At 73.4% G+C, this 25,307-nt stretch carries 24 protein-coding genes, 1 other RNA gene and 2 pseudogenes; 10 read left to right on the forward strand and 17 right to left on the reverse strand.

Annotated features, from left to right (window positions below; translation table 11 throughout):
- Positions 1-10: 10 nt before the first annotated feature.
- Together ACZ7GZ_RS00165 and ACZ7GZ_RS00170 are read right to left on the reverse strand one after the other, a co-directional pair.
- Entirely contained in the window at positions 11-1,192 is a 1,182-nt protein-coding gene (locus tag ACZ7GZ_RS00165; protein WP_471019183.1) for a serine hydrolase domain-containing protein, read from the reverse strand.
- Positions 1,132-2,442, reverse strand: a complete 1,311-nt coding sequence (locus ACZ7GZ_RS00170; RefSeq protein WP_471019186.1) for a multidrug effflux MFS transporter — start codon at positions 2,440-2,442, stop codon at positions 1,132-1,134. The genes ACZ7GZ_RS00165 and ACZ7GZ_RS00170 overlap by 61 nt, the downstream gene beginning before the upstream one ends.
- Before the next feature lie 235 nt (positions 2,443-2,677).
- Between ACZ7GZ_RS00170 and ACZ7GZ_RS00175 the strand changes: the two genes are divergently transcribed.
- The gene (locus ACZ7GZ_RS00175; RefSeq protein WP_471019189.1) at positions 2,678-3,436 is read left to right on the forward strand and encodes an SDR family oxidoreductase; all 759 of its coding nucleotides are present in this window, start codon (positions 2,678-2,680) and stop codon (positions 3,434-3,436) included.
- Between the two features lie 217 nt (positions 3,437-3,653).
- Here ACZ7GZ_RS00175 and ACZ7GZ_RS00180 read toward each other — a convergent pair whose 3' ends face one another.
- Together ACZ7GZ_RS00180 and ACZ7GZ_RS00185 are read right to left on the reverse strand one after the other, a co-directional pair.
- The gene (locus tag ACZ7GZ_RS00180) at positions 3,654-4,871 is read right to left on the reverse strand and encodes a D-alanyl-D-alanine carboxypeptidase family protein (protein WP_471019192.1); all 1,218 of its coding nucleotides are present in this window, start codon (positions 4,869-4,871) and stop codon (positions 3,654-3,656) included.
- A 124-nt stretch (positions 4,872-4,995) separates the two neighbouring features.
- Positions 4,996-5,322: a nuclear transport factor 2 family protein gene (locus ACZ7GZ_RS00185; protein WP_471019193.1), complete on the reverse strand. Its 327-nt coding sequence runs from the start codon at positions 5,320-5,322 to the stop codon at positions 4,996-4,998.
- A gap of 134 nt (positions 5,323-5,456) precedes the next feature.
- Between ACZ7GZ_RS00185 and ACZ7GZ_RS00190 the strand changes: the two genes are divergently transcribed.
- Positions 5,457-6,002, forward strand: coding sequence for a DoxX family membrane protein (locus tag ACZ7GZ_RS00190; protein WP_471019196.1), 546 nt, complete (start codon positions 5,457-5,459; stop codon positions 6,000-6,002).
- A 117-nt stretch (positions 6,003-6,119) separates the two neighbouring features.
- On the opposite strand, the gene rnpB is transcribed toward ACZ7GZ_RS00190, so the two are convergent.
- The 5 genes and pseudogenes from rnpB to ACZ7GZ_RS00215 form a co-directional block, all read right to left on the reverse strand.
- Positions 6,120-6,522: RNase P RNA component class A (gene rnpB, locus ACZ7GZ_RS00195), an RNA gene on the reverse strand.
- Between the two features lie 115 nt (positions 6,523-6,637).
- Positions 6,638-7,417, reverse strand: a pseudogene (locus ACZ7GZ_RS00200) (DMT family transporter); the annotation flags it as partial.
- A gap of 22 nt (positions 7,418-7,439) precedes the next feature.
- A complete protein-coding gene (locus ACZ7GZ_RS00205; protein ID WP_471019199.1) occupies positions 7,440-8,288 on the reverse strand; it encodes an AraC family transcriptional regulator in 849 nt (282 codons plus the stop codon).
- Between the two features lie 236 nt (positions 8,289-8,524).
- A complete protein-coding gene (locus tag ACZ7GZ_RS00210) occupies positions 8,525-8,827 on the reverse strand; it encodes a hypothetical protein (RefSeq protein ID WP_471019200.1) in 303 nt (100 codons plus the stop codon).
- 5 nt (positions 8,828-8,832) lie between these two features.
- Positions 8,833-9,447 (reverse strand): TetR/AcrR family transcriptional regulator, encoded by a 615-nt coding sequence (locus tag ACZ7GZ_RS00215; RefSeq protein ID WP_471019202.1) that lies wholly within the window; start codon positions 9,445-9,447, stop codon positions 8,833-8,835.
- Between the two features lie 57 nt (positions 9,448-9,504).
- On the opposite strand from ACZ7GZ_RS00215, the gene ACZ7GZ_RS00220 reads away from it, so the two are divergent.
- From ACZ7GZ_RS00220 to ACZ7GZ_RS00230, 3 genes are read left to right on the forward strand one after another with little or no spacing between them, the layout of a single operon-like run.
- Positions 9,505-11,052, forward strand: a complete 1,548-nt coding sequence (locus ACZ7GZ_RS00220; protein ID WP_471020146.1) for an FAD-dependent monooxygenase — start codon at positions 9,505-9,507, stop codon at positions 11,050-11,052.
- Positions 11,053-11,085: 33 nt separating this feature from the next.
- The gene (locus ACZ7GZ_RS00225; protein WP_471019204.1) at positions 11,086-11,832 is read left to right on the forward strand and encodes a MerR family transcriptional regulator; all 747 of its coding nucleotides are present in this window, start codon (positions 11,086-11,088) and stop codon (positions 11,830-11,832) included.
- Positions 11,833-11,834: 2 nt separating this feature from the next.
- Positions 11,835-12,404, forward strand: a complete 570-nt coding sequence (locus ACZ7GZ_RS00230) for a hypothetical protein (RefSeq protein ID WP_471020148.1) — start codon at positions 11,835-11,837, stop codon at positions 12,402-12,404.
- Here ACZ7GZ_RS00230 and ACZ7GZ_RS00235 read toward each other — a convergent pair.
- Positions 12,391-13,825, reverse strand: a pseudogene (locus ACZ7GZ_RS00235) (RNB domain-containing ribonuclease). The gene ACZ7GZ_RS00230 and the pseudogene ACZ7GZ_RS00235 overlap by 14 nt on opposite strands.
- A 74-nt stretch (positions 13,826-13,899) precedes the next feature.
- Between ACZ7GZ_RS00235 and yaaA the strand changes: the two are divergent.
- Both yaaA and eda read left to right on the forward strand, forming a co-directional pair.
- Positions 13,900-14,682, forward strand: coding sequence for a peroxide stress protein YaaA (gene yaaA, locus ACZ7GZ_RS00240; RefSeq protein ID WP_471020150.1), 783 nt, complete (start codon positions 13,900-13,902; stop codon positions 14,680-14,682).
- Positions 14,683-14,772: 90 nt separating this feature from the next.
- Entirely contained in the window at positions 14,773-15,444 is a 672-nt protein-coding gene (eda, locus tag ACZ7GZ_RS00245; RefSeq protein WP_471019206.1) for a bifunctional 4-hydroxy-2-oxoglutarate aldolase/2-dehydro-3-deoxy-phosphogluconate aldolase, read from the forward strand.
- Here the strand turns inward: eda and ACZ7GZ_RS00250 are convergent.
- The 3 genes from ACZ7GZ_RS00250 to ACZ7GZ_RS00260 are packed head-to-tail and all read right to left on the reverse strand — an operon-like array spanning position 15,416 to position 18,294.
- Positions 15,416-16,675 carry a bifunctional RNase H/acid phosphatase gene (locus ACZ7GZ_RS00250; protein WP_471019207.1) on the reverse strand — a complete coding sequence of 420 codons (1,260 nt, stop codon included), beginning with the start codon at positions 16,673-16,675 and terminating at the stop codon, positions 15,416-15,418. The two genes, eda and ACZ7GZ_RS00250, sit on opposite strands and share 29 nt — an antisense overlap.
- Positions 16,676-16,697: 22 nt before the next feature.
- Positions 16,698-17,441, reverse strand: a complete 744-nt coding sequence (locus ACZ7GZ_RS00255) for a zinc ribbon domain-containing protein (RefSeq protein WP_471020152.1) — start codon at positions 17,439-17,441, stop codon at positions 16,698-16,700.
- Between the two features lie 13 nt (positions 17,442-17,454).
- Positions 17,455-18,294, reverse strand: a complete 840-nt coding sequence (locus ACZ7GZ_RS00260) for a Nif3-like dinuclear metal center hexameric protein (protein ID WP_471019209.1) — start codon at positions 18,292-18,294, stop codon at positions 17,455-17,457.
- Positions 18,295-18,482: 188 nt separating this feature from the next.
- Between ACZ7GZ_RS00260 and ACZ7GZ_RS00265 the strand changes: the two genes are divergently transcribed.
- Positions 18,483-19,751 (forward strand): hypothetical protein, encoded by a 1,269-nt coding sequence (locus ACZ7GZ_RS00265; RefSeq protein WP_471019211.1) that lies wholly within the window; start codon positions 18,483-18,485, stop codon positions 19,749-19,751.
- A gap of 95 nt (positions 19,752-19,846) precedes the next feature.
- A complete protein-coding gene (locus ACZ7GZ_RS00270; RefSeq protein ID WP_471019214.1) occupies positions 19,847-20,017 on the forward strand; it encodes a hypothetical protein in 171 nt (56 codons plus the stop codon).
- Positions 20,018-20,067: 50 nt separating this feature from the next.
- Here the strand turns inward: ACZ7GZ_RS00270 and ACZ7GZ_RS00275 are convergent, their stop codons facing one another.
- From ACZ7GZ_RS00275 to ACZ7GZ_RS00285, 3 genes are read right to left on the reverse strand one after another with little or no spacing between them, the layout of a single operon-like run.
- The gene (locus ACZ7GZ_RS00275) at positions 20,068-21,009 is read right to left on the reverse strand and encodes a 3-oxoacyl-ACP reductase (RefSeq protein WP_471019217.1); all 942 of its coding nucleotides are present in this window, start codon (positions 21,007-21,009) and stop codon (positions 20,068-20,070) included.
- A gap of 11 nt (positions 21,010-21,020) precedes the next feature.
- Positions 21,021-22,097, reverse strand: coding sequence for a Zn-dependent alcohol dehydrogenase (locus ACZ7GZ_RS00280; protein ID WP_471019219.1), 1,077 nt, complete (start codon positions 22,095-22,097; stop codon positions 21,021-21,023).
- A 31-nt stretch (positions 22,098-22,128) separates the two neighbouring features.
- Entirely contained in the window at positions 22,129-22,986 is an 858-nt protein-coding gene (locus tag ACZ7GZ_RS00285) for a MaoC/PaaZ C-terminal domain-containing protein (protein ID WP_471019222.1), read from the reverse strand.
- 321 nt (positions 22,987-23,307) lie between these two features.
- On the opposite strand from ACZ7GZ_RS00285, the gene ACZ7GZ_RS00290 reads away from it, so the two are divergent.
- Entirely contained in the window at positions 23,308-24,582 is a 1,275-nt protein-coding gene (locus tag ACZ7GZ_RS00290; protein ID WP_471019225.1) for a sensor histidine kinase, read from the forward strand.
- Here the strand turns inward: ACZ7GZ_RS00290 and ACZ7GZ_RS00295 are convergent.
- On the reverse strand, positions 24,560-25,228 hold the full coding sequence (locus ACZ7GZ_RS00295; RefSeq protein WP_471020155.1) for an AbfB domain-containing protein: 669 nt from the start codon (positions 25,226-25,228) through the stop codon (positions 24,560-24,562). The two genes, ACZ7GZ_RS00290 and ACZ7GZ_RS00295, sit on opposite strands and share 23 nt — an antisense overlap.
- Positions 25,229-25,307: the final 79 nt, after the last annotated feature.

A 25,307-nucleotide genomic window follows, 5' to 3' on the forward strand; every position in this document is an offset into this window, starting at 1 on the left:
TACGGCGGACTCAGATCACCGCCCTCGCCAGACGGGTGGCCAGTGCTGCCCGGGGTCCGCTGTCCGGTGCCCTGCGCCTGGGATGCACGGTGTTGGCCAGCAGCACCAGGAACGTGTCCGTCCTCGGGTCGAGGACGAGCGACGTCCCGGTGAAGCCGGTGTGGCCCGCCGCGCCGTCGCCCGCCAGTTCGCCCATGAACCACGGCTGGTCGACGACGAAGCCCAGGCCCGGCGGGGTCAGCAGCAGTTCGACGAAGTCGGGGCCGAGGATGCGGGCGGGGCCGTACGAGCCGCCCGCGAGCAGGGTGCGGCAGAAGACCGCGAGGTCGCGGGCGGTGGAGAACAGGCCCGCGTGCCCGGCGACGCCGCCGAGCGCCCAGGCGTTCTCGTCGTGGACCACGCCCCGCAGCATCCCCCGGTCCGCCTTGGCCCACGGACGCCGCTGGTCCTCGGTGGCGGCGGCGCCGGGGCAGGGTGAGAAGCCGGTGGCGGTCATGCCGAGCGGGCGGGTGATGCCGTCCCGGACGAGGACGTCGAGGGCGCGGCCGGTGATGCGTTCCAGGACGAACTGGAGCAGGAGCATGTTCAGGTCGGAGTAGCGGTACCGGCCCGGCTGGGCGGTGGGGATCTCGGCGCGCAGCAGGGCCAGCCGGGCGGCGTCGTCCGGGCAGTCGTACAGGGGCAGCTCGGGGCGCAGCCCTGAGGTGTGCGTGAGGAGCTGCCGCACCGTGATGCCGTGGGCGGCCGCGGCGTGGAAGTCGGGCAGGTAGTCGCCGACCCGGGCGTCCATGCCGAGGGTGCCGCGCTCGATCTGCTGCACCGCGGCGACGGCGGTGAACAGCTTGGTGAGGGAGGCCAGGTCGAAGGGCGTGCCGACGGTGGCCGGGACCCGGGCGGCGGGCGGCAGTTCGACGGCGGTGTCGGTCTCGGGGTCGTAGGAGGCGTAGCGGACCGCCCAGCCCGACGCCTCGGCCACGGCGATCACGGGGCCGCGGCCGGCCAGCACGACGGCGCCGGCCGCCCAGGGGCGGTCGCCGGCGGTGAGGGCGTGCGCCTCGCCGACCAGGTGCCCGAGCTCCACGGGGTCGAGCCCGGCCCGTTCCGGTGTGTCGGCGCGCAGTCTCGGTGCGCTCAGTTCCCGTCTCCCTCCGATCGCGCACGTGCGTTCCCACGTGTGTTCCAGGGACGGCACATTCCCACGAAGCAGGCCGCCGCGACCAGTGCTCCCGCCAGCTGGACCAGCGCCATGGGGACGGCGGTGTGCTCTCCGGCGACGCCGACGAGCGGTGAGGCGACCGCGCCGACGAGGAAGGAGGAGGTGCCGAGCAGCGCGGAGGCGGAGCCGGCGGCGTGCCGGGTGCGCAGCAGGGCGAGGGACTGCGCGTTGGGCAGGGTGATGCCCATGGCGGACATGAGGACGAACAGCGCGGCGGCGACGGGGGCGAGGCCCACCTCGCCGAGGGCGCCGGTGGACATCAGCAGCAGGGCGGTCGCGGCGAGCACGGTCACCGTCAGGCCGGTGGCGAGGACCTTGTCCAGGGCGACCCGGCCGACCAGCAGCTTGCCGTTGACCTGCCCGGCGATCACCAGGCCGACCGAGTTCAGGCCGAACAGCAGGCTGAAGGTCTGCGGGGAGGCGCCGTAGATCTCCTGGACGACGAAGGGGGACGCGGATATGTACGCGAACAGCGCGGCGAAGGCGAAGCCGCCGGCCAGCATGTAGCCGGTGAAGGGCAGGTCGGCGAGGAGGGCCCGCATGGAACGCAGGGCCTCGCCGACTCCGCCCTCGTGCCGGTCGCCCGGTGCCAGGGTCTCGGGCAGCCGCAGCCAGACCAGCGCGGTGAGCAGGGCGCCGACCGCCGTGAGGACGACGAACACACCGCGCCAGTCGGTCACCCGCAGGATCTGCCCGCCGATGAGCGGGGCGACGATCGGCGCGACCCCGGAGATCAGCATCAGGGTGGAGAAGAAGCGGGCCATGGCGACTCCGTCGTACAGGTCGCGTACGACGGCCCGCGCGATGACGATGCCGGCCGCGCCCGCGAGGCCCTGGGCCAGGCGGAAGGCGACGAGGGTCTCCACGTTCGGCGCCACCGCGCACAGGGCGGTGGCGAGGAGGTAGACGGCGAGGCCGGTGAGCAGCGGGCGGCGGCGGCCCCAGCGGTCGCTCATCGGGCCGACGATCAGCTGCCCGAGCGCCATGCCCAGCAGGCAGGCGGTGAGGGTGAGCTGGACGGTGGCGGCGGGGGCGTGCAGGGACCGGGTGACCTCCGGCAGGGACGGAAGGTACATGTCCATCGCGAGCGGGGGTGTCGCGGTGAGGCCGCCGAGGACGAGGGTGACGAGCAGGCCGGTGCGGCGGGTGGCGGCGGTCGGTGGCGTGGCAGGGGTGGTGGAGCCGTGTTCCGTCTCCGGTGGCGGTGCCGCCGCGTGCTCGGGCATCTGTCCCTCCCTGGTGCTGACCGGCACCCATGCTCTCAGCTCGCACACGCCGCCGGGGCACACGTGAGCGAGGGCGGGGCGGTGGCGGCGCCGCACTGTTCGATCGCCGGCGGTACGGGCGACCGCGGGAGCGGATCGGGGTGCGGTGTCCCGGGGAGACGGTCGCCGCGGCCGTGTAACCGTATGGCGGACACTGGATTCCGCATGGCGGATGTTCCGCCTACGCTGCGGAGCCATGACTGACAGGCAATCGAAGATCGCGGTGGTGACGGGCGCCGGTTCCGGCATCGGGCGGGCCGTCGCCGTGGAGCTGCTCGGGGCCGGCTGGTCGGTGGCGCTGGCCGGCCGGCGCACCGAGCCGCTGGAGGCGACGGCGGCACTGGTCCCGGGGGCCGCCGCGCTCGCCGTGGGCACCGACGTGTCCCGGCCCGAGGACGTGGAGGCCCTGTTCACGGCGACGGTGGAGCGGTTCGGCCGGGTGGACCTGCTGTTCAACAACGCGGGGATCAACGGTCCCCGCGAGGTCCCGGTCGAGGAGCTGTCGTACGACGACTGGCGGCACGTGGTGGACACCAACCTCAACGGGGCGTTCCTGTGCGCGCAGGCGGCGTACCGGCGGATGAAGGAGCAGGATCCGCAAGGCGGCCGGATCATCAACAACGGCTCGATCTCGGCCCACACGCCCCGCCCGCTCTCGGTCGCCTACACCACGACCAAGCACGCGCTGACCGGGCTGACCAAGTCGCTGTCGCTGGACGGGCGGCCGTACCGCATCGCGGTCGGGCAGATCGACATCGGCAACGCGGCGACCGACATGACGGCCCGGATGCAGGCCGGCGCACTCCAGGCGAACGGCGAGGTGGTCGCGGAGCCGGTGATGGACGTGGCCGACGTGGCGCGCACCGTGCGGCACATGGCCGAGCTGCCGCTGGAGGCGAACGTGCAGTTCGCGACGGTACTGGCGACGGCGATGCCGTACATCGGACGCGGCTGACCCTGCCCGCGCGCACGGACTTCGAACACCTGCGGTATTGCGGCCGGTCAAGCACATATGCTCAACTTTCCTCCACAAGAGCTTCACAGTTGGAGCATGTGGATTCCGCAGGCCATACCGAGGGGGGAGGCGGCGGCCGTTCCACCGGGCCGGAGTTGGGGGCGGCCCCCGCGCGACGCGGGGTGCGCACCGGCCGGTGGAACGGCCGCCGCACACGTCAGCGCCGGTGCCGGCCGCCCGGCGCCGCCGGTTCCCCGGCCCCCTGGGACGCCTCGGCCGCCGCGGCTGCCGCCACCGCCCTGCGCCGCTTCTTCACCACCAGCACGCCCGCCGCCGCCAGCAGCAGCGCCGTGCCTCCCGCACCCTCCACCAGCCGTCCGGTGGACGGGCCGCCGGAGTCCGGGCCGGGCGCGCCGGCCGCAGCCTGTACCGCCTTGCGCGCGCGTGCCGGACCCGCGCTCGCCCCGCCCTCGCTGAGCGGATCGACGAGCGTGCCCACCGCCTGCGCCGAACGCCCGTGCCCGAAGCCCCAGTCGAGCAACGCGGCGGCCTGCTCGTAGACGGCGTTGCTGCCCTCGGCGGGGTGCATGACCGTCACCAGCAGGGTGCGCCCGCCCCGGGTGGCCGCACCGGTGAAGGTGTTGCCGGCGTGGCTGGTGTAGCCGTTCTTGACGCCGATCAGGCCGTTGTACGTCTTCAGTCCCCACGCCCCGGTCAGCAGGCGGTCGGTGTTCTGGATCTGGAAGGTCTTCTTGCCGCCCGCCGGGAAGTCGGCGGTCCGCGTGCCGCAGTAGCCGCGGAAGTCGGCGTCCTTGAGGCCGTGCCGGGCGAACAGCGTGAGGTCGTACGCCGAGGAGATCTGGCCGGGGTGGTCGAAGCCGTCGGGGCTGACCACATGGGTGTCCAGGGCCTGCAGGTCCGCGGCCTTGGCCTGCATCTCGGCGACGGTCCTGGCGATGCCGCCGTTCATGTGGGAGAGCACGTGCACGGCGTCGTTGCCGGAGCGCAGGAACACGCCCTGCCAAAGCTGCTCGACGGTGTAGGTGATGCCGGGTTTGATGCCGACCAGGCTGGAGCCGGCCGGGACGTCGGCGACATCGGCGTCCTTGACCGTGTACCGCTCGGCGCGGTCGAACTTCTTCAGCACGGTGTCCGCGAACAGCATCTTCAGCGTGGACGCGGGCGGGAGCCGCCGGTGCGCGTTGAACGAGGCGAGCACGTCTCCGCTGTCGCAGTCGGCGATCAGCCAGGACTGGGCGGTGATCTTCTTGGGCAGCCCCGAGGCGCCGCGCACCTGGACACCGGAGCGGGCCAGCCGCTCACCCCCGATGACGGGGGAGTCGACGGCGGCGGCCGCGGTGGCCGTGGACACGGGAAGGGCGGCGGCCGTCAACCCGAGGACGGCACGTCGGCTGAGCCGGGAACATTCACGCACCCGGGGACCGTACACCGCGCCCAGCAGGGGATTCGCCCAGGGCGGGCCGGAGGGCGCGGAATTTGCCGCGTTATGAAAATCCGATGAGTTACCTCGGTTTCTCAACTCCCTTTCCGCTGCCCGCCTATGCCTGCCCGGTCTCGAATCGGGAGATCCGGCCGTCGTCCTCCACCGTGAAGGTCCACCTGGTGCGCATCTCGCCCCAGGTGTCGTTGCAGTAGCGGGCCAGCAGCGCCCGGCCGCCGGCGGACTCGTTGTCGACCTCCATGTGGCCGTGGGAGGAGAAGATCTCCCGGTCGATCCAGTCGGCGAGGTCACGGTCGGAGCCGTCGTCGGACATGGTCGCGCCGGGCGCGAGCAACTCCAGGAAGCCTTCCCGGTCATGGGAGTTGACGGCGTTCACGAAGGCCCGGACCGCCGGATCGCTGAGCTTGGCTGGCTGAATCGTCATGGCGCCAGGTTCACACCGCCCTCCCCGACCCGCCACCCGAACGCCCGCCACGGCGGGCCCGCCGGTGTGAGAGCTGCGACGGTGGAAACGCGGGAGGAACCTGTCCCCGTCCGCCTGTCTGCATGGGAGTCACCGTGAGCTGTTACGACCGACGTGATCTGGGCCTGCTGCTCCTCCGGCTGGGGACCGGCGGGGTGCTGGCCGCGCACGGCGCGCAGAAGCTGTTCGGCTGGTTCGGCGGGCACGGCCTGGAGGGCACCGGTCAGTTCATGGAGTCCGTCGGCTACGCGCCCGGCAGGGCGAGCGCGACGGCGGCCGGGCTCGCGGAGGCCGGCGGCGGCACCCTGCTCGCCCTGGGCCTGGCGACCCCGGCGGCGGGCGCGGCGGCGGCCGGCGCGATGGCGGGGGCGGCGGCGGTCCACCTGCCCAACGGCTTCTTCGCCCAGGAGGGCGGCTACGAGCACGCGGCGAGCCTCGGGCTCGCGGCAGCCGGCCTCGGCGTCACGGGCCCCGGCCGGCTCTCCCTCGACCACGCCTTCGGCCATGTCTTCGACCGCGGCTGGATGGTCCCGGCGGCCCTCGGCGCCACGGCCGCGGCGACGGCGCTGGTCGTGGGCGTGCGCGCGCGGCGGGTGCGGGTGAAGAAGGAGGGCGAGCAGGAGGTGCTGTTCGAGGAGTAGGGGCAGGAGGAGCTAGGAGCAGGAGAAGTAGCAGGAGGTGCCGTCCTGGGACACCCGGACGTCACACATCCTGTCACCCGGCCGCGAGCTGAGGCTCCTGCGCGAAAACAAGCGAGGCAGACGAGTCGGGCTGTACGCCGGGTTCTGTTCCCCGGTGCCCTCGCGGGCGCCGGGGCGACGGCCATCCATCTAGGGCCGGTGTTGCCACCGGCCTCGTGCGGTCTACCCGCGGACTCGGGCGGGCAGCCCTCGAACGTCCGCGCAGAAGCACCGGAGTGCTTCCTTTTGACCTTGCTCCGGGTGGGGTTTACCTAGCTGCCCAGGTCACCCTGGGCACTGGTGGTCTCTTACACCACCGTTTCACCCTTACCAGGGGCCGGAGCCCCGGGCGGTCTGCTTTCTGTGGCACTGTCCCGCGGGTCACCCCGGGTGGCCGTTAGCCACCACCCTGCCCTGTGGAGCCCGGACGTTCCTCGGGAAGCCCCCTAGGGGGACTCCACGCGGCCGCCCGCCCGGCTCGTCTGCCGTGTCGACCATGGTACCGGGCGCCGGGGCCGGCGCGGGCCGGCGGCCGTGGCCAGGACCGAGCCGGCCAGGATGAGGGCGAAGGCCACCAGGACCGTGGGAGTCAGCGGCTCGCTGAGGAAGACCGCGCCCGCCGCCACCGCGACCGCCGGGTTGACGTACGTGATCACCGTGGCACGAGTGGGACCCGCCTCCCTGATGAGCTCCAGGAACGCCACGAACGCCACCGCCGTGCAGAGCACGCCCAGGCCGGCCAGGGCCGCCAAGGCGGTGGAGGAGGGGACGGACGACGGCCGCGCCACGATCGCCACCGGGGCGTAGACCACGGCCGCCAGGGTGAGACAGGCCGCCGTCAGGTGCAGGGACGGGACCTCTTTCAACCGGCGCGCGGCTACCAGCGGGGCGGTGGCGTAACCCAGGACCGTCAGCAGCACCTCGGCCAGGGAGCGGGCGTCGCCGCCGGTCAGGTGGGGAAGGGTCAGGACCGTCACTCCGCCCAGGCCCAGGGCGAGGCCCGTGAGGCGGCGGGCTCCGAGGTGTTCGGTGTCACCGAGCAGGCGGGCGGCGATCACGCCCACGATCGGTACGCCCGCGATCAGCAGGCCGGCCGTTGAACTGGACAGATGCCGTTCGGCGTCGGTGAGCGTGAACCAGGGGACGATGATCTCCAGACACGCGAAGGCCAGCAGGGGCCGCCAGTGGGTCCGTACGGTCCGGGGCAGGCCGCCCTGGCGCAGGGCGAAGGGCAGCAGCAGGAGCGCGCCGAGCGCACAGCGGGTGAACACGACCACCGGCGGGGACACCTCGTCCACCGCCACCTTGATCATCAGATAGGGGACGCCCCAGATCACTCCCATGAGGGAGAACAGGAACCAGCCACGTGCAGTCATGCGACGAGTTTCGGCCGCGTCCTCACAGGGTGTCTTGAACGCTGTTGCGATGTGCCGCCGAGGTGACGCTGGTGCGGTACGCCGCCGGCGTCACCCCGAGCACCCGGCGGAACCAGCGGGTCAGGTGCGCCTGGTCGGCGAAGCCCACCAGGCCCGCCACCTCCGCCGGGCGCAGACCGGCCTCCAGCAGGCCCCGCGCCCTGCTCACCCGGTACTGGGCGAGCCAGGCGTACGGGGGTACGCCCATCGTCGTACGGAAGGCCCGCAGCAGCTGGTAGCGGGACAGGCCCAGGTCGGCGGCGAGGCACGACAGCGGCGGGGGTGCGGTGAGTTCGCCGGCCAGGCGGTCGCGGACCGTCAGGGCTATCGTGCGCGCGCCGGGGACCAGGTCGCGTCCCGGTCTGGCCGTGGAGTGGCGGCGGGCCAGCGCGGTCAGCAGCCAGGGCAGGACGGACTCGGCCTCCAGCGGGTCGGGGCAGGAGCTGAGTTCGGTGTGGGCGCGGCGGAGCGCGGCGGCGAGCTCGGGGTCGTCGAGGAGCGGTTCGCGGAAGTACGGCAGGCCGCCGAGGATGCCGTCGGTCAGCAGCGCCGGCTCCGCGTACAGGGCGCGGTAGGCGTAGCCGTCGGCGGCGTTGGCGGGGCCGCCGGTGTGCATCTCGCCGGGGTCGAGGACGACGATGGTGCCCGGTCCGGTGCGGATGTGGCCGCCCCGGTAGTCGATCACCTCACAGCCGCCGACGCAGACGCCGACCGTGTACTCCTCGTGGGCGTGCGGGGCGTAGGTGTGCCGGCGGAAGTTCGCCGTCAGCAGGTCGAGCGGCGGACCGAGCCGGCCCAGTCGCGCCCTGGTCCACAGCGCCTGTTCCGTCATCGGGCACCCCCTTGCCTGTCATGCGCTCATGGGGGCAACGCCTTCGGGCCCCGTTTCCATGCCGCGCCGAGGTCGGCGTCGGCCGGTGAGCCTAGAGGGAGCCGGGGCGCGGTCTCGGTGGCTTCATGGCGGTCGGCCGGCTCCTCGATACGGCGCCTTGTCCCCGATGCGGTCTGCGAGGGTGCGCGGGGTGAGCAGGGCGGGCCCGGACTCCTCCGGGAGGTCGCGGGCGGCCGTCACGATCTCGCGGGCCCGGGGCGTGAGCCGTCCGGCGCCGGCTGTCCCCTGGCCGTGCGGGGCGCGTCGGCCAGGAAGGCCGGGAAGGCCGGGGCGGGCAGGAGGAGGAAGTCCAGGGCCGCACTCCGGGCCACCCTCACCGCCCTGCGCCGCACCGGCTGGCCGGCGCTCGCCTTGCCGGCGCTGTTGGCCAGGCCTTCACGCAAGGCGCCGCGCTCGCCGACCAGCGGGCGCCGGGCAGCCATCGCGGTGGCGAGCAGGCGGCGAGCAGGCGGCGACGGTGCGCCGGGCACCCGGGCCACGACCGTCAGCCGTCCAGGCCCGTCCGTTCGAGCGCGGCGAAGGCGGCCTCCAGGGCCGCCCGGTGATCCCGGGCCACCTCCTCCACCGCGTCGCCCGACATCAGCCGGCGCACGGAGGCGGCGAAAACCGTCCGGTAGGCCGCCACGACCAGGGCCGCCAGCAGGTCGGGGTCGGGCGCGCCGCTCTCGCCGAGGGCGGCGGCCAGCGCCCGCTCCACCTCCTCGACCCCCTCGCGGGCGCGGGCACACAGCGCCGGCGAGCCGACGACGACCCGCCAGAAGGGGGCGAAGGTCTCGCCCACGCCGCCGAGCGGGTGCCGCTCGTCGAGCAGGCGCAGCGCGAGGCCGCGCAGGGCGGTGAGCGGGGACTGACCGGGTGCGCGGTCGCGGACCGCCCCGGCCAGGAGTTCGGCGGCCTGCGGGATGCGGTCGAGGAACAGGTCCTCCTTGCGCGGGAAGTAGTTGAAGACCGTCATCGCGGAGACCCCCGCCGCCCGCGCCACTTCCGCGACGGTCACGGCGTCGAAGCCGCGCTCGGCGAACAGGCCCGTCGCGATGTCCGAGATCCGCTGCCGCGTCTCCCGCTTCTTGCGCTCCCTCAGGGAAAGCTCCTCATGCATGGAGAAATTATATCCGCTCAAAACTTTTAGTGACTATAGTAAACGCCCATGACGACGATGACCGAGTACGACGTAGTGGTGGCGGGCGCCGGTCCCGTGGGGCTCTTCCTCGGCTGTGAGCTGGGGCTCGGCGGTGCGCGGGTGCTGGTCGTGGAGCGGCTGGCCGAGGTGGACGAGACGATCAAGGCGGGTGCGATCAACGTCCCGAGCGCGGTCTCCTTCTATCGGCGGGGGCTGCTGCCGGAGCTGGCGGCGGTGTGGGAGGCGGCGCGGGAACGGCTGCGCGCCTTCCAGAAGAGCGGCAGGCCCGAGGACAGGGGCAAGCTCAGCAAGCTCCCGCCCAAGTTCGCCGGACACTTCGCCGGGATCACCATGGACCCCGACCTCTTCGACGGCTCCGACCCGGCCTGGGCGGACGCCGGCCCCGCCGGGGACACGGGGCTCGGCGTACCCCAGGCCGAGCTGGAGCGGATCCTGGCCCGGTGGGCCGCGCGGCTCGGGGTGGCGGTGCGCCGGGGCGTGGAGCTCACCGGCTTCGACGCCGACGAGGACGGGGTCGCCGTACACACCGGCGAGGGGACGATCCGCGCCGGCTGGCTGGTGGGCTGCGACGGCGGCCGCAGTACGGTCCGCAAGCTCGCCGGGTTCGACTTCCCGGGCACGGATCCGGAGATCACCGGCTATCAGGCGGTCGTGGAGCTGACCGGCGGCGAGCGGCTGCGCACGGGCTGGAACACGACGGACGTGGGGACGTACGTCTACGGGCCCTTCCCGGGCCGTGTCCTCAGCGTGGAGTTCGACGGGCCGCCCGCCGACCGGTCGGCGCCCGTCACGGCCGAGGAGTTGCAGGCCAGCCTGCGCCGGGTCTCGGGCGTTCCCGAGGTCTGCGTCGACAGGGTGATCACCGCCACCCGGTTCACCGACAACGCCCGCCAGGCCACCGACTACCGCAGGGGCCGGGTGCTGCTCGCGGGCGACGCCGCGCATGTGCACTCGCCGTTCGGCGGGCAGGGGCTCAACCTCGGCATCGGGGACGCGATGAACCTGGGCTGGAAGCTGGCCGCCGTCGTACGCGGTACGGCACCCGAGTCGCTGCTGGACAGCTACACCGCCGAACGGCATCCCATCGGCGCCTGGGTGCTCGACTGGACCCGCGCGCAGATCGCGGTGATGCGCCCGGACCGGCACGCCCGCGCCCTGCGCCGGGTGGTCACCGACCTGGCGCTGACCACCACCGGCACGACGTACCTCGTCACGCGGATCTCCGGCATCTGGCAGCGCTACGACCTGCCCGGCGACCACCCGCTGACCGGTGCCAGCGCCCCCGACCTGGTACTGGCCGACGGCTCCCGGCTCGGCGACCATCTGCACTCCGGGCGCGCCCTGCTGCTCGACCTCGCCGACGACGCCGGACTGCGCGCCCGCGCCGAGGGGTACGGCGACCGGCTGGAGGTCCGTACGCTCGCCTGCCCGGACCGGCCCGAACTCAAGGCGCTGTTCCTGCGGCCGGACGGGTTCGTGGCCTGGGCCACCGGGAACGAGGGCGGCAAGGGCCTGCCGGAGTCCCTGGAACACTGGCTCGGCATGCCCCGGGTCGCCGCTTGACCCTGTCGCGACGTCAACGTCTGTACTGGTCCCATGCGGATCGGAGAACTCGCCGCCGCCGTCGGCGTCACGACGCGCACCGTGCGGCACTACCACCACCTGGGCCTGCTGCCCGAGCCCGAGCGCAGGTCCAACGGCTACCGGCGCTACACCCTGCGGCACGCCGTCGTCCTCGCCCGGATCCGGCGGCTGACCGAGCTGGGTCTGGGTCTCGCCGAGGTGCGGGACGTGCTCGCCGACGACGCCGGGAAGGACCTGGTCGAGGTGCTCACCGAACTGGACGGGGACCTGGCCCGGCAGGAGGCGGAGATCCGGGAGCGCCGGCAGCGGCTGCGGGCCCTGCTGGACGGTGGGGAGCTGCCCGCCGAGGGTCCCGTCTCGCCGCAACTCGCCGAACTGTTCGGCTCGTTGGCCGGTGACGACTCCCCCACGGCCGCCAAGGACCGCGAGATTCTCGCCCTGATCGACACCGGGGCGGGGCCCGAGGAGCGGGAGCGGCTGCTGTGCGCGCTGCGCGGCGTCCTGGACGATCCGGAGACCCTGGCGCGGACCCGCGAGGTGTACGCGCTGCTCGACGTGCTCGCGAACGCGGAACCGGACGACCCGCGCGTGGCGGAGGCCGCGCGGTCCCTGGCCGGCTGCATCCCCCCGGGACTGCTGCCGGCCGGTCCGGTCGACTCCGGCCACGCCGTCCTGCGCGCCCTGTACGCCGACTTCGCGCCCGCCCAGGCCGAGGTGATCCGCCGCGCGCTCAATATCCTTGCCGAGGAGGGGGGATGAGGATGCTGAAGGCACTGGGACGGCTGGCGGCGCACGAGGTGCGGCTCTACACCAGCCTCGCGCTGTGGCTGGCCCGACGCACTCAGGGGACCGGCGGCGGCCGGGGTTTCGGGTACATGCGCGGGCAGGGCGCCACGATGTGGGGGCTGGCCTTCGTGTGCGTGGTCGAGACGATCGGCGTGTCCGCGATGCTGCGCGACATGCCCACCGCGCACGACGTCCTGCTCGTGCTGGACGTCTACACCGTGCTGCTCGTCGTCGGCCTGCACGCGGCCTGTGTGGTCCGCCCGCACGTGCTGACCGGGCAGGCGCTGCGGGTGCGGTACGGGGTCCATGTGGACCTGCGGATTCCGCTGGGCGCGATCACGGCCGTCCACCGCGAGACACGGATGACGCACCGGCCGGCGGACGACGTGCTGGACCTCGCGATCGGTTCCCGGACGTCGGTGCGGCTGGAGCTGGCGGAGCCCGTCACCCACCGGTCGTTCCTCGGCCGCCCCCGGCAGGTGCGCACGGTGCGCCTGCACGCCGACGACCCCGGCACCCTCGTCCAGGCGCTCACGCGGGCCTGAACAGGATCTTCGCCGTCCCGGGATCGGCCCGGCCGAGCCGTACCCGCAGGCGTTCGCCGAGCGGGAGGCGGTCGCCCTCGATCCGGCCGATGACCGCAGGCGAGTCCACCTGCACGGTCCCCACGCCCGGCCGGTGCTCGTCGACGTCCACCACACATCCCTCGAAGACGTCCCCGACCCGGTCCTTGAGCAGGGCCGCCTCCACGATGTCCACGCACGCGCGCTCCACCGTGCCGGCGGTGCGGGAGCCGTCGGCCATCCGCCGGGGCAGCGCGTCGAGGGCGGCTGAGCACCCAGTCGGGCGGGGCCTGACCGGCGACGGCGGCGAGGCAGATCTCCGAGGCGTACCGGTCGGCCAGGCGGCGCAGCGGGGCGGTGCAGTGCGTGTAGGGGGCGGCGACGGCGGCGTGGGTCGTGATCGCCGGCAGGACGCCGTCGCGGAAGACGGTGTAGCCGGCGCCGCGCAGCAGGGTGGTGCACTCCTGGAGGAAGGCCGCGTGGTGCGGGTGGTGCGGGTCGAGGGTGCGGACCAGCGCGGCGTACGACACATGGTGCGGCCAGTCGATGTGCAGCGCGGTCGCGGTACGGCGCAACCGGGCGACGGCGCCGTCCGGGGCCGCCGGGAGGGTGCGCAGGACGCCGGTGCCGTGGGCGAGCATCAGGTCGGCGGCGGCCATGCCGGTGAGGAGCGAGAGCTGGGCGTGCCAGGCCGCGGCGGGCAGCGGGGCCCGGTAGCCGAGGACGTAGGTGTGGTCCTGCTCGGTGATCTCCTGCTCGGGCACGGTCAGGGAGATGCCGCCGCGCTCGGTCTCCTGCCGTTCCCGGGCCTGGCCGATCTCCTTGAGCAGCGCGAGAGGCTCCTCGGCGGTCCCGGCGTCGATCTGCCGCTGCACGCCCGCGTGGTCGAGCCGGGCCCGGCTGCGGACCAGGGCGCGGCGCACGTCGACGGCGACGGCCCGGCCCTCCGCGTCCAGGTCGATCGTCCACAGGACGGCGGGGCGGACCCGGTCCGGCAGCAGGCCGGCCGCGTCCTCGCTGAGCACGGCGGGGTGCAGGGGGACCTGCTCGTCCGGGAAGTACAGGGTGTTCACCCGCCGGTGCGCCTCCGCGTCCAGCGCTCCGCCGGGTACGACGAAGGCGGCGACGTCGGCGACGGCGTACCGGACCCGGTAGCCGGCGCCCTGCCGGGACAGGTGGGCGGCCTGGTCGAGGTCGGTCGGGGCGGGAGGGCCGAGGGTGAGGAAGGGGATGTCGGTGGCGTCGTACGACGGCAGGACGGGCGACTTCGCCGCTCGCTCGGCCTCGGCCCGAACCTGCGGCGGGAAGTCCCCCGGGAGGCCGAGTTCGCCGCGCAGCGCGGCGAGGGCGGCCCGCAAGGGGGCCTCGGGGGCACCGGTCACGCGGATCTTGCGGCGGGGCATACAGCGAGCGTATGGCGGGGCCGGGCCGGGAGCACGCCGTACGCTGTCGCGGAGGTCTACGTGAGGAGTACGTGTTGCTGGTCCTGCTGCCGCCCTCGGAAGGCAAGGCGAACGCGGGTGAGGGTGCCGCGCTGGAGCTTGGGTCGCTGTCGCTGCCGGGGCTGACCGCCGCGCGGGAAGCCGTGCTGGGCGAGCTGGTCGAGCTGTGCTGCGGTGACGAGGGGAAGGCGCGCGAGGTGCTCGGGCTGAGCGAGGGGCTGCGCGGCGAGGTCGCGAAGAACGCCGGGCTGCGCACGGCCGGTGCCCGGCCCGCCGGGGAGATCTACACCGGTGTGCTGTACGACGCCCTCGGCCTGGCCACGCTGGACGCGGCGGCCCGGCGGCGCGCGGCGGACGCGCTGCTGGTGTTCTCCGGGCTGTGGGGCGCGGTGCGGGTCACCGACCGCATCCCCTCCTACCGCTGCTCGATGGGCGTGAAGCTGCCGGGGCTCGGCGCGCTGGCCGGGCACTGGCGGACGCCGATGGCCGAGGTGCTGCCGGCGGCGGCCGGGGACGGGCTGGTGCTGGACCTGCGCTCCTCGGCCTACGCGGCGGCGTGGCGGCCGAAGGGCGAGGTCGCGGGGCGGACGGCGACCGTGCGGGTACTGCACGCGCCGACCCGGAAGGTGGTCAGCCACTTCAACAAGGCGACCAAGGGCCGGATGGTACGGAGCCTGCTGACGGCCGGTGCCGCGCCGAAGGACCCCGCCGAGCTGGTCGAGGTGCTGCGGGAGCTCGGGTACGAGGTGGAGGCGGAGGCGCCGGGGAAGGCCGGGAAGCCGTGGTCGCTGGATGTGCTGGTGGAGGAGATCCACTGAGGAATCGCCGTTGGGGGTGCCGACCCCTCCGGCATTGCAGCATGCGCAACGCTCTTTGCGCATGCTGCATCCCCTGGCCACGATGAGGGCATGACCTCACCGCTGCCCTCCTCTTCGGCCGCCTCCGTACTGGATCTCGCGCCCGTCGTGCCCGTGGTGGTCCTCTCAGACGCCTCCGACGCCGTACCGCTGGCGCGGGCGCTGGTGGCGGGCGGGCTGCCCGCCGTCGAGGTGACGCTCAGGACTCCGACGGCACTGGAGGCGATCCGCGCGATCACCGGTGCGGTGCCCGAGGCGGTCGTGGGAGCGGGGACGGTGATCACCCCGGAGCAGGTGACCGAGTGTGTGGCGGCCGGGGCACGGTTCCTGGTCAGCCCTGGATGGACGGACGCGCTGCTGGCGGCGATGCGGGCGTCCGGGGTGCCGTTCCTGCCCGGCGTCTCGACCACCTCGGAGGTGGTGGCGCTGCTGGAGCGCGGGGTGCGGGAGATGAAGTTCTTCCCGGCGCAGGCCGCGGGCGGCACGGCCTATCTGAAGTCCCTGGCCGGTCCGCTGCCGCAGGCCCGCTTCTGTCCGACGGGCGGGATCGGTCCGGCGACCGCACCGGAGTATCTGTCGCTGCCCAACGTCGGCTGTGTGGGCGGGAGTTGGATGGTCCCGGCGGACGCGGTGGCCGCCGGGGACTGGGCCCGCGTGGAAGAGCTGGCGCGGGGCGCGGCGCGGCTCGCCGGGCTCAGGGACGCAGGTGGGACGTGTCGTTGAACAGCCGTACGCTCGCATTGCCGTCCGCGTAGTACGCCACCACCGACAGGGAGGCGGCGGACAGTTCCATGCGGAACAGCGACTCGGGCGGGGCGCCGAGGGCGAGGCGGACGAGGGTCTTGATCGGGGTGACGTGGCTGACCAGCAGGACGGTGCGGCCCGCGTAGGCCGCGACCAGCTTGTCGCGGGTCGCGGCGATCCGGGTGGCCGTCTCGGCGAAGCTCTCGCCGCCGCCGGTGGGGTGGGCCTCCGGGTCGGCGAGCCAGGCGTTCAGATCGTCCGGGTAGCGCTCGCGGACCTCGCCGAAGGTGAGGCCCTCCCAGGAGCCGAAGTCCGTCTCGCGCAGGCCGTCTTCGATGGTCACCTCGAGACCGAGGCGGGCGGCGACGGCGGCGGCGGTCTCGCGGGTGCGGGTGAGGGGGGAGGCGAGGACGGCCTGGACGGTGCCGCGCCTGGCGAGTGCCTCTGCGACCCGGTGGGCCTGTTCGCGGCCGGCGGCGGAGAGGGAGGGGTCGGTGCCGCCGCTGCCGGAGAAGCGTTTCTGGGGGGTGAGGGGGGTTTCGCCGTGGCGGAGGAGCACGAAGGTGGCGGGGGCGCCGAGGTCGGGGGCCGAGCTCCAGCCAGGGGCACTGGAGAGGCGCTGCTCGTCGGGGGTGGCAGGGCGCTGCTCGCCGAGAGGTGCCTCCCCCGGTACCGGAACGGCCCGGGAGGTGCCCCCGGCGCCCACCCGTGCCGCCGCGCCGCCCGGCGGGCCTGACGGCTCCGGGACCGTGGACGCCGTGTCCAGAGCCGCCCTCGACTCCCACGGGGACCACTGCCCGCCCTTGGCGCCCGCGTCCATCGCCTCGTTCGCCAAGCGGTCCGCGTACTTGTTCTGTTCGCGGGGGATCCACTCGTAGGTGACCTGGTCCGGGGGGAGGACCGACCGTGCCTCGGCCGCCAGGGGCTTCATGTCGGGGTGCTTGATCTTCCAGCGCCCCGACATCTGCTCGATGACCAGCTTGGAGTCCATGCGGACGTGGACCCGGGCCGACGGGTCGAGGGCGTGCGCGGCGCGCAGGCCGGCCACCAGGCCTCGGTACTCGGCCACGTTGTTCGTGGCGACGCCGATGTACTGCGCGGCCTCCGTCAGGGTCTGCCCCGTCGCCGCGTCCCGCACGACCGCCCCGTAGCCCGCGGGCCCCGGGTTGCCCCGCGACCCGCCGTCCGCCTCGACGATGAACTCCCGCACCCCGAAAGCCCCTTACCGACTCTTACAGACCCGACTCGGCCGTACGCACCAGGATGCGGCGGCAGTTCTCGCACCGCACCACCGTGTCCGGCGCCGCCGCGCGGATGTCGTTCAGCTCGGTGATCGCCAGCTCCTGGCGGCAGCCCTGGCAGGTGCGGGCGTACAGCTTGGCCGCGCCGATGCCGCCCTGCTGCTCGCGCAGCTTGTCGTAGAGCTTGAGGAGGTCGGCGGGGACGGCGGCCGCCACGACCTCGCGCTCCTTGGTCACCGAGGCGGCCTCGCCGTCGATCTCCTCGAGGGCCGCGTCCCGGCGCGCGGTCGCGTCGTCGATCTTCGACTGGACGGAGGCGACACGCTCGGTCAGCTCGTTCACCCGCTCCTGCGCGGCCTCGCGGCGCTCCATGACCTCCAGGACCACGTCCTCCAGATCGCCCTGCCGCTTGGCGAGGGAGGTGATCTCGTGCTGGAGGTTGGACAGGTCCTTCGGCGAGGTGACCGCGCCGGAGTCCAGGCGCTGCTGGTCGCGGGCGGCCCGCTGGCGCACCTGGTCCACGTCCTGCTCGGCCTTGGTCTGCTCGCGGGCGGTGTCGCTCTCCTCGGTCTGCGCGGCGACGAGCAGGTCACGCAGCTGCGTGAGGTCCTTGTTCAGCGAGTCGATCTCGGCGTGCTCGGGCAGCGACTTCCGCTTGTGCGCCAGCTGCTGCAGGCGGACGTCGAGGCCCTGGACGTCGAGGAGTCGGATCTGGTCGGCGGGCGCGGCGTTCAGTTGGGGGCTCCCATTAGCTAGTGGTGACGGTGGACGCCGCGTGGGCGGTCCAGGGGTCGGTGACCGTCTTGGAGACATGGACCCGAAGGTCCCAGCCGTGGCGGTCGGAGATCTCGTCGAGCTGGGCTGCGGCCAGCTCGCACCAGGGCCACTCGGTGGCCCAGTGCGCCGCGTCGAGCAGCGCGAGGGGGCTTTGGGCCACCGCCTCCGAGGCGGGGTGGTGGCGCAGGTCGGCGGTGAGGAAGGCGTCGACGCCCGCCGCGCGGACCTGGTCGAAGAGGCTGTCGCCGGAGCCGCCGCTGACGGCGACCGTGCGGACGACGGCGTCGGGGTCGCCGGCCACCCGGATGCCCTGCGCGGTGGCGGGCAGCCGTTCGGCGGCGCGCGCGGCCAGTTCACGGACGGTCAGCGGGTGGTCGAGTTCGCAGACGCGGCCCAGGCCCCGGCAGCCCTGCGGGTCGGTGGGGTCCGGCACGAGGGGGCGTACGACCCGGAGGTCGAGCGCGCCGGCGAGGGCGTCCGAGACACCCGGGTCGGCGGTGTCGGCGTTGGTGTGGGCGACGTGCAGAGCGATGTCGTTCTTGATGAGGGTGTGCACGACACGCCCCTTGAAGTGGTTCGCGGCGACCGTGGTCGTCCCGCGCAGGTACAGCGGGTGGTGGGTGACCAGCAGGTCGGCGCCGAGCTTCAGCGCCTCGTCGACGATCTCCTGCACGGGGTCGACGGCGAACAGGACCCGGGTGACCTCCTGGTCGGGGTCGCCCACGACCGTGCCGACCGCGTCCCAGGACTCGGCCCGCTCGGCGGGCCACAGGCTCTCCAGCGCGGCGATGACTTCAGACAGACGGGGCACGAGGGAAAGGCTACCTGGCTGGTCCGCGGGCCGTACCGCATGCGCCGGGTCTGACCCCGCTCAGCACATAAGCACCGGTTTCCTCAGGTGAATCGCTTCTGCTCCACCCTTATGTGTGAAGCCGATGTCGGCCGCTCCCCCGCCTGTGCGTGCGAAAACTAGCTTCGTTCACCGGAGGTGACCGAACGATGACGGCCTGTGCGATCGAACCCCCGTCGACCGGTGGTGCGGAGGGCGGCGGGGCGGGGTGCGCCATCACGGCGGACGGCGCGTACGCGGCCCGGCTCGCGCGGAACGGCGAGTCGTGGTTCCCGGAGCGCTGGACGCTGGACGGCCCGGAGCCGTACGCGGTGCCGTTGCCCGGCAACCAGCCGGAGGAGCCCGGCACCGAGGTGCAGCCCCTGTCCGACGGCCGGGTCCTGATCCACCGGCTGGTCGGGCACCGGCACGCCTTCTCGCTGCTGTACCCGGCCGGCCCCGGCACCGGTGAGCTGCCGCTGGGCGCGGTGGAGTGCCCCGAACCCGGCACCCGTCTCACGCTGCTACCGCCGGCACCGGGGGGTGCACGGGCGTACGCCCTCGCCGTCGGCCCGCGCTCCAGCGTGGTGTGGCTGGTGGCGGGCGGCACCTTCGGGCCCGAGCGGCTCGCCGAGGTGCCGGGGCGCTGTTCGGGCGGGGTCTGGCTGGACCGTGCCGGGCGGATGCTGGCGCTGGACCGCGAGCTGGGCGGGCCGGTCAAGACGGTCGTGGTGGACCTGGAGCGCGCCGAGGTGTCGCCGCTGCTGCAGATCGCGGCCACCAGCCACGACCGGCTGCTGCTCGCCGACCCCGACAGCGGACTGCTGCTCATCTCCTCCGACGCCCCCTCGCCGGGGGAGGAACGACTGGGCTGGGGCGTGCTCGGCAGCATGCTGCCGGTCCGCTTCCCGGAGAGCCTGCGCATGCCGGACTGCGCGGTGACGCCGTTCGCGATCCAGCCCGGACAGGTGCTGATGCCGGAGAACTGCGCGGTGGCGCTGCGCGTGGACGGACCGGTCGGCAGCTGGGTGAGCACCTGGCGGCCGGCCGGGCGGCAGGTGAGTCATCTCCCGGCGCCCGAGGGCTGGCTGGCCGGGGCCGGGCTGTGGACTCGGGACGGGGTGCTGCGGCTGCCGTACGCCACGCGGGAGACTCCGTGCGGCGTGGCGGAGCTGGCGGCGCCCAGGGGGGAGACGGGAGGCCCGGCCCCCGCGGGGAGCGGCATCGCCGGGTCTTCGGGGGGAACCGGGGGGTCGGGGGGCGCGGGCCTGGAGGGTCCGGTCCGGGACGGCACGGCGGACGAGGCGCCCGAGGCGTCACGGCCGCCGACGGAACCGGACCCTCCGGAGCCTGCGCACCTTCAGGCGGCTCCGCAGCCGGTCGCGGCACGTCCTGTGCCGCTGCAGCAGGCGCCCTTGGGACGTCTTGTAACGAAGTAGTGGCGGTTGGCGTGTGCGCCTGGATTCGGCCGGTGGTGCGTTGGTTACACTCGCCCGGCTGTACGAAAGATCATATGACGGGGTGAATACGTCCGATGAGCGACACCAGCACGATGGAGCAGCTGTCCGCCCACTCCCAGGCCGACTCCCAGGAGGCTGCCGGCCACGGCAGGCACCGCGGCCCGGTCGCGGCCCAGGAGAGCGAGACGGCTCCGCACGGCCGGCACCGTAGGCCGGCCGAGGAGACCGCGGAGGCGGCTGCCTGACGGTTGCGGGAAGAGGGGGTGCCTTTGACGGGCACCCCCTCTTCCCGTTCTCAGCCCCGCTTGAGCCCCAGCACCTCCGCCGCCGCGAAGGTCTCCCCCTCGGGCCGTTCCGCGTAGTGCGGGGTGAGCAGCGCGTCGAGTTCGTCGTACGTGAACGTCTCCTGCTTGCTGTCGAACCTGGCCTGCACCCGGGGCCGTTCGACGATGGCGACCATGCCGCCGTGGACGACGAGCAACTGGCCGTTGACGCGGGCGGCGGCCGGTGCGGCCAGGTAGCCGACGAGCGGGGCGACATGCTCGGGTGCCAGCGGGTCCAGGCCCTGGTCCGGCCGCTGGAAGCCGGCGAAGACGTCCTCGGTCATCCGGGTGCGGGCGCGGGGGCAGATGACGTTGGCGGTCACGCCGTACCTGGCGAGGGCGAGGGCCGTGCAGGTGGTGAGCCCGACGATTCCGCCCTTGGCCGCCGCGTAGTTGGGCTGTCCCGCGGAGCCGGCGAGGAAGGCCTCCGAGGAGGTGTTCACGATCCGCCCGTAGACCTTCGCTCCCCCAGCCGCCTTGGACCGCTCCCGCCAGTGCGCGGCGGCGAAGCGGGTGGTGTTGAAGTGGCCTTTGAGGTGGACGCGGATCACCGCGTCCCACTCGTCCTCGCTCATGGAGAAGACCATGCGGTCGCGCAGGATGCCCGCGTTGTTGACGAGGATGTCCAGCTTGCCGAACTCCTCGATCGCCGACCTGACGAGCTCCTGCGCCTGTGCGAAGTCGGCGACGTCCCCGATGTGCGCGACGGCCCGGCCGCCCCGGTCGCGGATCTCGGCGGCGACCTCTTCGGCCGGGCCCGCCGAGGCCGCGCCCGAACCGTCCCGGCCGGGCTGCCCGTAGTCGTTGACGACGACGGCCGCACCGAGCCGGGCGAGTTCCAGGGCCTCGGCCCGGCCGAGCCCGCGTCCGGCGCCGGTGACGATCGCGGACCGGCCTTCGAGTGGCAGTGACATGCGCGGCGTCCTCAGATCTCGATGCACGTGCGCAGGGCCGTCCCGGCACGCATCTGGTCCAGTGCCTCGTTGATCCCGGCCAGCGGCACCCGGTGGGTGATCAGCCCGGCGAGATCGACGCGGCCCGCCCGCCACAGGGCGATCGTGCGCTCGTAGGAGCGCAGGACGTCCCCGCCGCCGTACAAGGACGGCAGGATCCGCTTCTCGTCGAAGAACAGCTCGAACATGCTGAGCTGCAGGAAGTCGTCCATGGCGCCGGCGCCGACCACGACCAGGGTGCCGCCGCGCCGGGTGTTCTCGTACGCCGTCCGCGCGGTGGCGGACCTGCCGACGACCTCGAAGACGTAGTCGAAGCCCTCGCCGCCGGTGACCTGCTGCTTGGCGTCGGCCAGCTCCTCCGGCGAAACCGCCTTCGTCGCACCGAACCTGAGAGCGGACTCACGCCGGGAGGCCACCGGGTCGACGGCGACGATCTCGGCGGCGCCCTTCAGCCGGGCCCCCTGTACGGCGGAGATGCCGACACCCCCGCACCCGATGACGGCGACCGACGAACCGGCCTCCACATCGGCGGTGTTGAGGGCGGCGCCGAGTCCGGTGGTCACGCCGCAGCCGATCAGCGCGGCGATGTCGAAGGGCACGTCCTCGGGGATCGGCACCGCGCAGCCGGCGTCGACCACGACCTCCTCGGCGAAGGTACCGGTGCCGGCGAAGCCGAACACGTCGGTGCCGGAACGCCTGAAGTTCGGCGTGCCCGCGTTCATGAACCCGGCCAGGCACAGCTCCGTCTGCCCGCGCCTGCACGCCGGACACGCACCGCAGGCGGGCAGCCAGCACAGGACGACCCGGTCGCCCGGTTTCAGGCCCCGCACCCCCTCCCCCACTTCGAGGATCTCGCCCGCGCCCTCGTGGCCCGGCACGAACGGCGCGGGCTGCGGCAGCACCCCGTTCATCGCGGACAGGTCCGAGTGGCACAACCCGGTGGCCCGCACCCGGACCCGGACCCTGCCGGGGCCGAATCCCACCGCCTCGACGTCGTCGAGGACCTCCAGCTTTTCCTGGCCGATCTCGTGCAGTACGGCTGCGCGCATGGTGCGCCTCTCCCCTCGGAGGTGGGCTGGCTCAGGAGTGGTGGACGACGGTGTCGGCGAGGACCGGCGCGTCGCCCCGCTCCACCGCGCTCACGGCCACCCGGACGCCGCCCTCTTGCCGCCACATGCGGATGCGCAGGGTCTCGCCCGGATACATCACCCCGGCGAACCGTGTGCGGTAGCCGCGGACGCGGGTGACATCGCCGCCCAGCAGCGTGTCCACGACCGCCTTGAGCGTGATGCCGTAGGTGCACAGGCCGTGCAGGATGGGCCGCTCGAACCCGGCGAGCCTGGCGAACTCGGGGTCGGCGTGCAGCGGGTTCCAGTCGCCGCAAAGACGGTAGAGCAGGGCCTGGTCCTCGCGGACGGGGCGTTCGACGGTCCGGTCGGGTTCTCCGGTGGGCGGGTCGAGGCGGCCGGACGGGCCGCGGTCGCCGCCGAAGCCGCCCTCGCCCCGGACGAAGATCTGCGCGTCGTCCGTCCACAGCGGGCCGTCGTCGTCGGCGACCTCGGTGCGCAGGACGAGGACGGCGGCCTTGCCCTTGTCGTAGAGGGCGGCGAGCCGACGGGTGGCGGTCGCCGTGCCCTCGGCCGGGAGGGGGCGGTGGACCTCCAGCGTCTGCCCGCCGTGCAGGACCTTGGCGAGCTCGACCTCCACACCGGGCAGGGACAGCCCCCCGATCACGCCCGGCGCGCCGGAGCCGGCGACGGTGGCGAAGCTCGGCAGGACGTGCAGCCGGGATTCCAGGGTGTAGCGCAGTTCGTCCGGGTCCGTGGCGGGGATGCCCGCGCCGATGCCGAGGTGGTAGAGCTGGACGTCCTTGGTGGTCCAGGTGATCGGGCCGGAGCGTGGCTCGGCGGCCAGGGCTTTGGCTGCGTCGATGGGCATGGGACTCCTGGGAGGTCTCAAGACCTCGGCACGGCCGTCCGCACCGTCGGCCGCACCGAGGTCGCCACGGGCCGATCTAGAACGCGTTCCAGTCCGGCGCCCTCTGTATAGCCCAGCGCCCCGCAGTTGTGAAGGCTCCTGACGCTGTGTCAGGTGTAGCGGCGGTGACATTCGTACTGCCCGAGGCCGTACATGCGCATCTGCCGTGCGTCAGGCGCCGGTGCCATCATCGTGCCGACGGCCTGGCTCGTTCTGTTCGGCTCATACGCTGTGCTGTCGTCCCGCCGTCGGGCGGGGACCATCTGACCGGGGGAAACAGAGATGTCGTGGGTTACGGGAGTTCGGTGCCAGATACAGGCCCTGCAGGCCGAGCGGCACCAGTGGCGGGCCGCGCACGAGCGCTTCAAGGCGGCGCAACGGGCCGCCCGGAAGCAGGGCGGGGAGCCGGACGTCGACCATCCGGGGCCGCCGCCCACCGGTTTCACCCTGCTGCCCTGGCTGCTGATGGGGATGGGGTCCTTCTCCAACCTGCTCCAGGGCAGGACCCCGAACCCGTTGATCGGCGGTCTGGGCCTGATGGCCTTCAACTCCCTGTACATCTACGTCACCTTCCGCTCCTTCGACCGGGAGAAGCGGGAGGCCGCCTCCACCAGGGTGGCGGTGCTCCTGATGAGCCTGGTGACCACGGGACTCGCCCTCGGCTACGGCGGCAACTGGCTGATGTTCTTCCCGCTGCTCGGCCTCGCCGTCGGCGCCGCCCTGCGCGGGCCGTGGCTGGGCCGCACAGGGCTGCTGCTGACGGTGTACGCGGCCTGCGTCTCCGCCGTCCGTGGCGGCTGGGAGGACGCGACGAACATCGGCTACGCGACCTTCCTCTCCAGCATGGTGACCGCCGCGATCCTCGGTCTGTCCGAGGCCGTACGGGAACTGCGCGCCGCCCGTGAGGAGCTGGCCCGGCGCGCGGTGGAGAAGGAGCGGCTGCGCTTCTCGCGGGACCTGCACGACCTGCTCGGGCACACGCTGTCGGTGATCGTGGTGAAGTCGGAGGCGGCCCGGCGGCTGGCTCCGCGCGACATGGACGCGGCGCTGGGCCAGATCACGGACATCGAGTCGGTGGGCCGGCAGGCGCTCACCGAGATCCGCGAGGCGGTGACCGGCTACCGCGAGGGCAGCCTCGCCACGGAGCTGACCCGGGCCCGTTCGGCGCTGGCCGCGGCCGGCGTGGAGCCGGTGGTGCGCCAGTCCGGTGTGCCGCTCGAACCACAGACGGAGGCCCTGCTGAGCTGGGTGGTGCGCGAGGCGGTCACCAATGTGGTCCGGCACAGCGACGCGGGCCGCTGTGAGATCTCTGTGGAGAGCGGCACCGAGCAGGCCAGGCTCACCGTGACCGACAACGACGGCGGCAGTCCCGCGCGCCGGCCCGAGCAGGGCATCGGCGGCACGGGACTGAAGGGGCTGACCGAGCGCCTCGCGGCGGCGGGCGGCTCGCTCACGGCCGGCCCGTCGCCACGCGGCGGTTTCACGGTGACCGCCCGACTGCCCGTCGTATCCGCACAGTTCGCGGACGCTGCGGCTACGGCGCCCAGGGCGAGCTGACCGCCCAGCTGACGTCGTCGGTCCAGGACGTGCCGCTGTCGAAGTCGTTGGAGCCGCCGTCGCTCGCTGTGTAGAGGTCGTAGGCGTAGTGCCGCAGGTACCTCGTCGGGTAGTTGTAGGAGGCGAACGAGATGCCGGTGCCGCTCTTGCCGGTCTGCGGGCAGAAGGTGGCGTCGGCCCGGAACCGGGCGGTGCCGTCCATGGGCTGCCGGTAGAGCTTGTAGTCGTAGTGGCGCAGGTAGTCGCCGGGGTAGTTCCGCGACTCGAAGGAGACGCAGGAGCTGTTCGCGAGCCCCCGGCGCACGATCCAGGTCGCGTCGTTCTTGTCCAGGCTGGAACTGCTCGACGTGATCGGGGAGAGGACACCGGAGTTGTCCTGGTGGCGGACGTAGTCGCTGGTGCAGCAGGAGGTGGTGGCGCGCAACGAGATCTCCGAGCCGGGGTTCAGGGTGCCGGCGCCGCCGGCCGGGCCGCCGTAGCCGACGGAGACGATGTCGGCCTGGACGGCGTTGTCGGCGGCGTCGGTCGGGATGCCGGAGGTCATGACGCCCTCGAAGAAGGAGCCGATGGAGCCGTTGCTGTTGTCGCCGCCGGTACCGAGGACGATCGCACCCTCCTGGTGCATCGGCGAGTATCCGCTCGTGATTCGACGGTGGAATTACGCGGATTCCTGGAAATGCAGGGGCGATTGTTTGAGCACGCCTGCAGACCGTCAACCCCCGCCG

It is taken from the genome of Streptomyces sp. NPDC037288 (genome assembly GCF_055603265.1).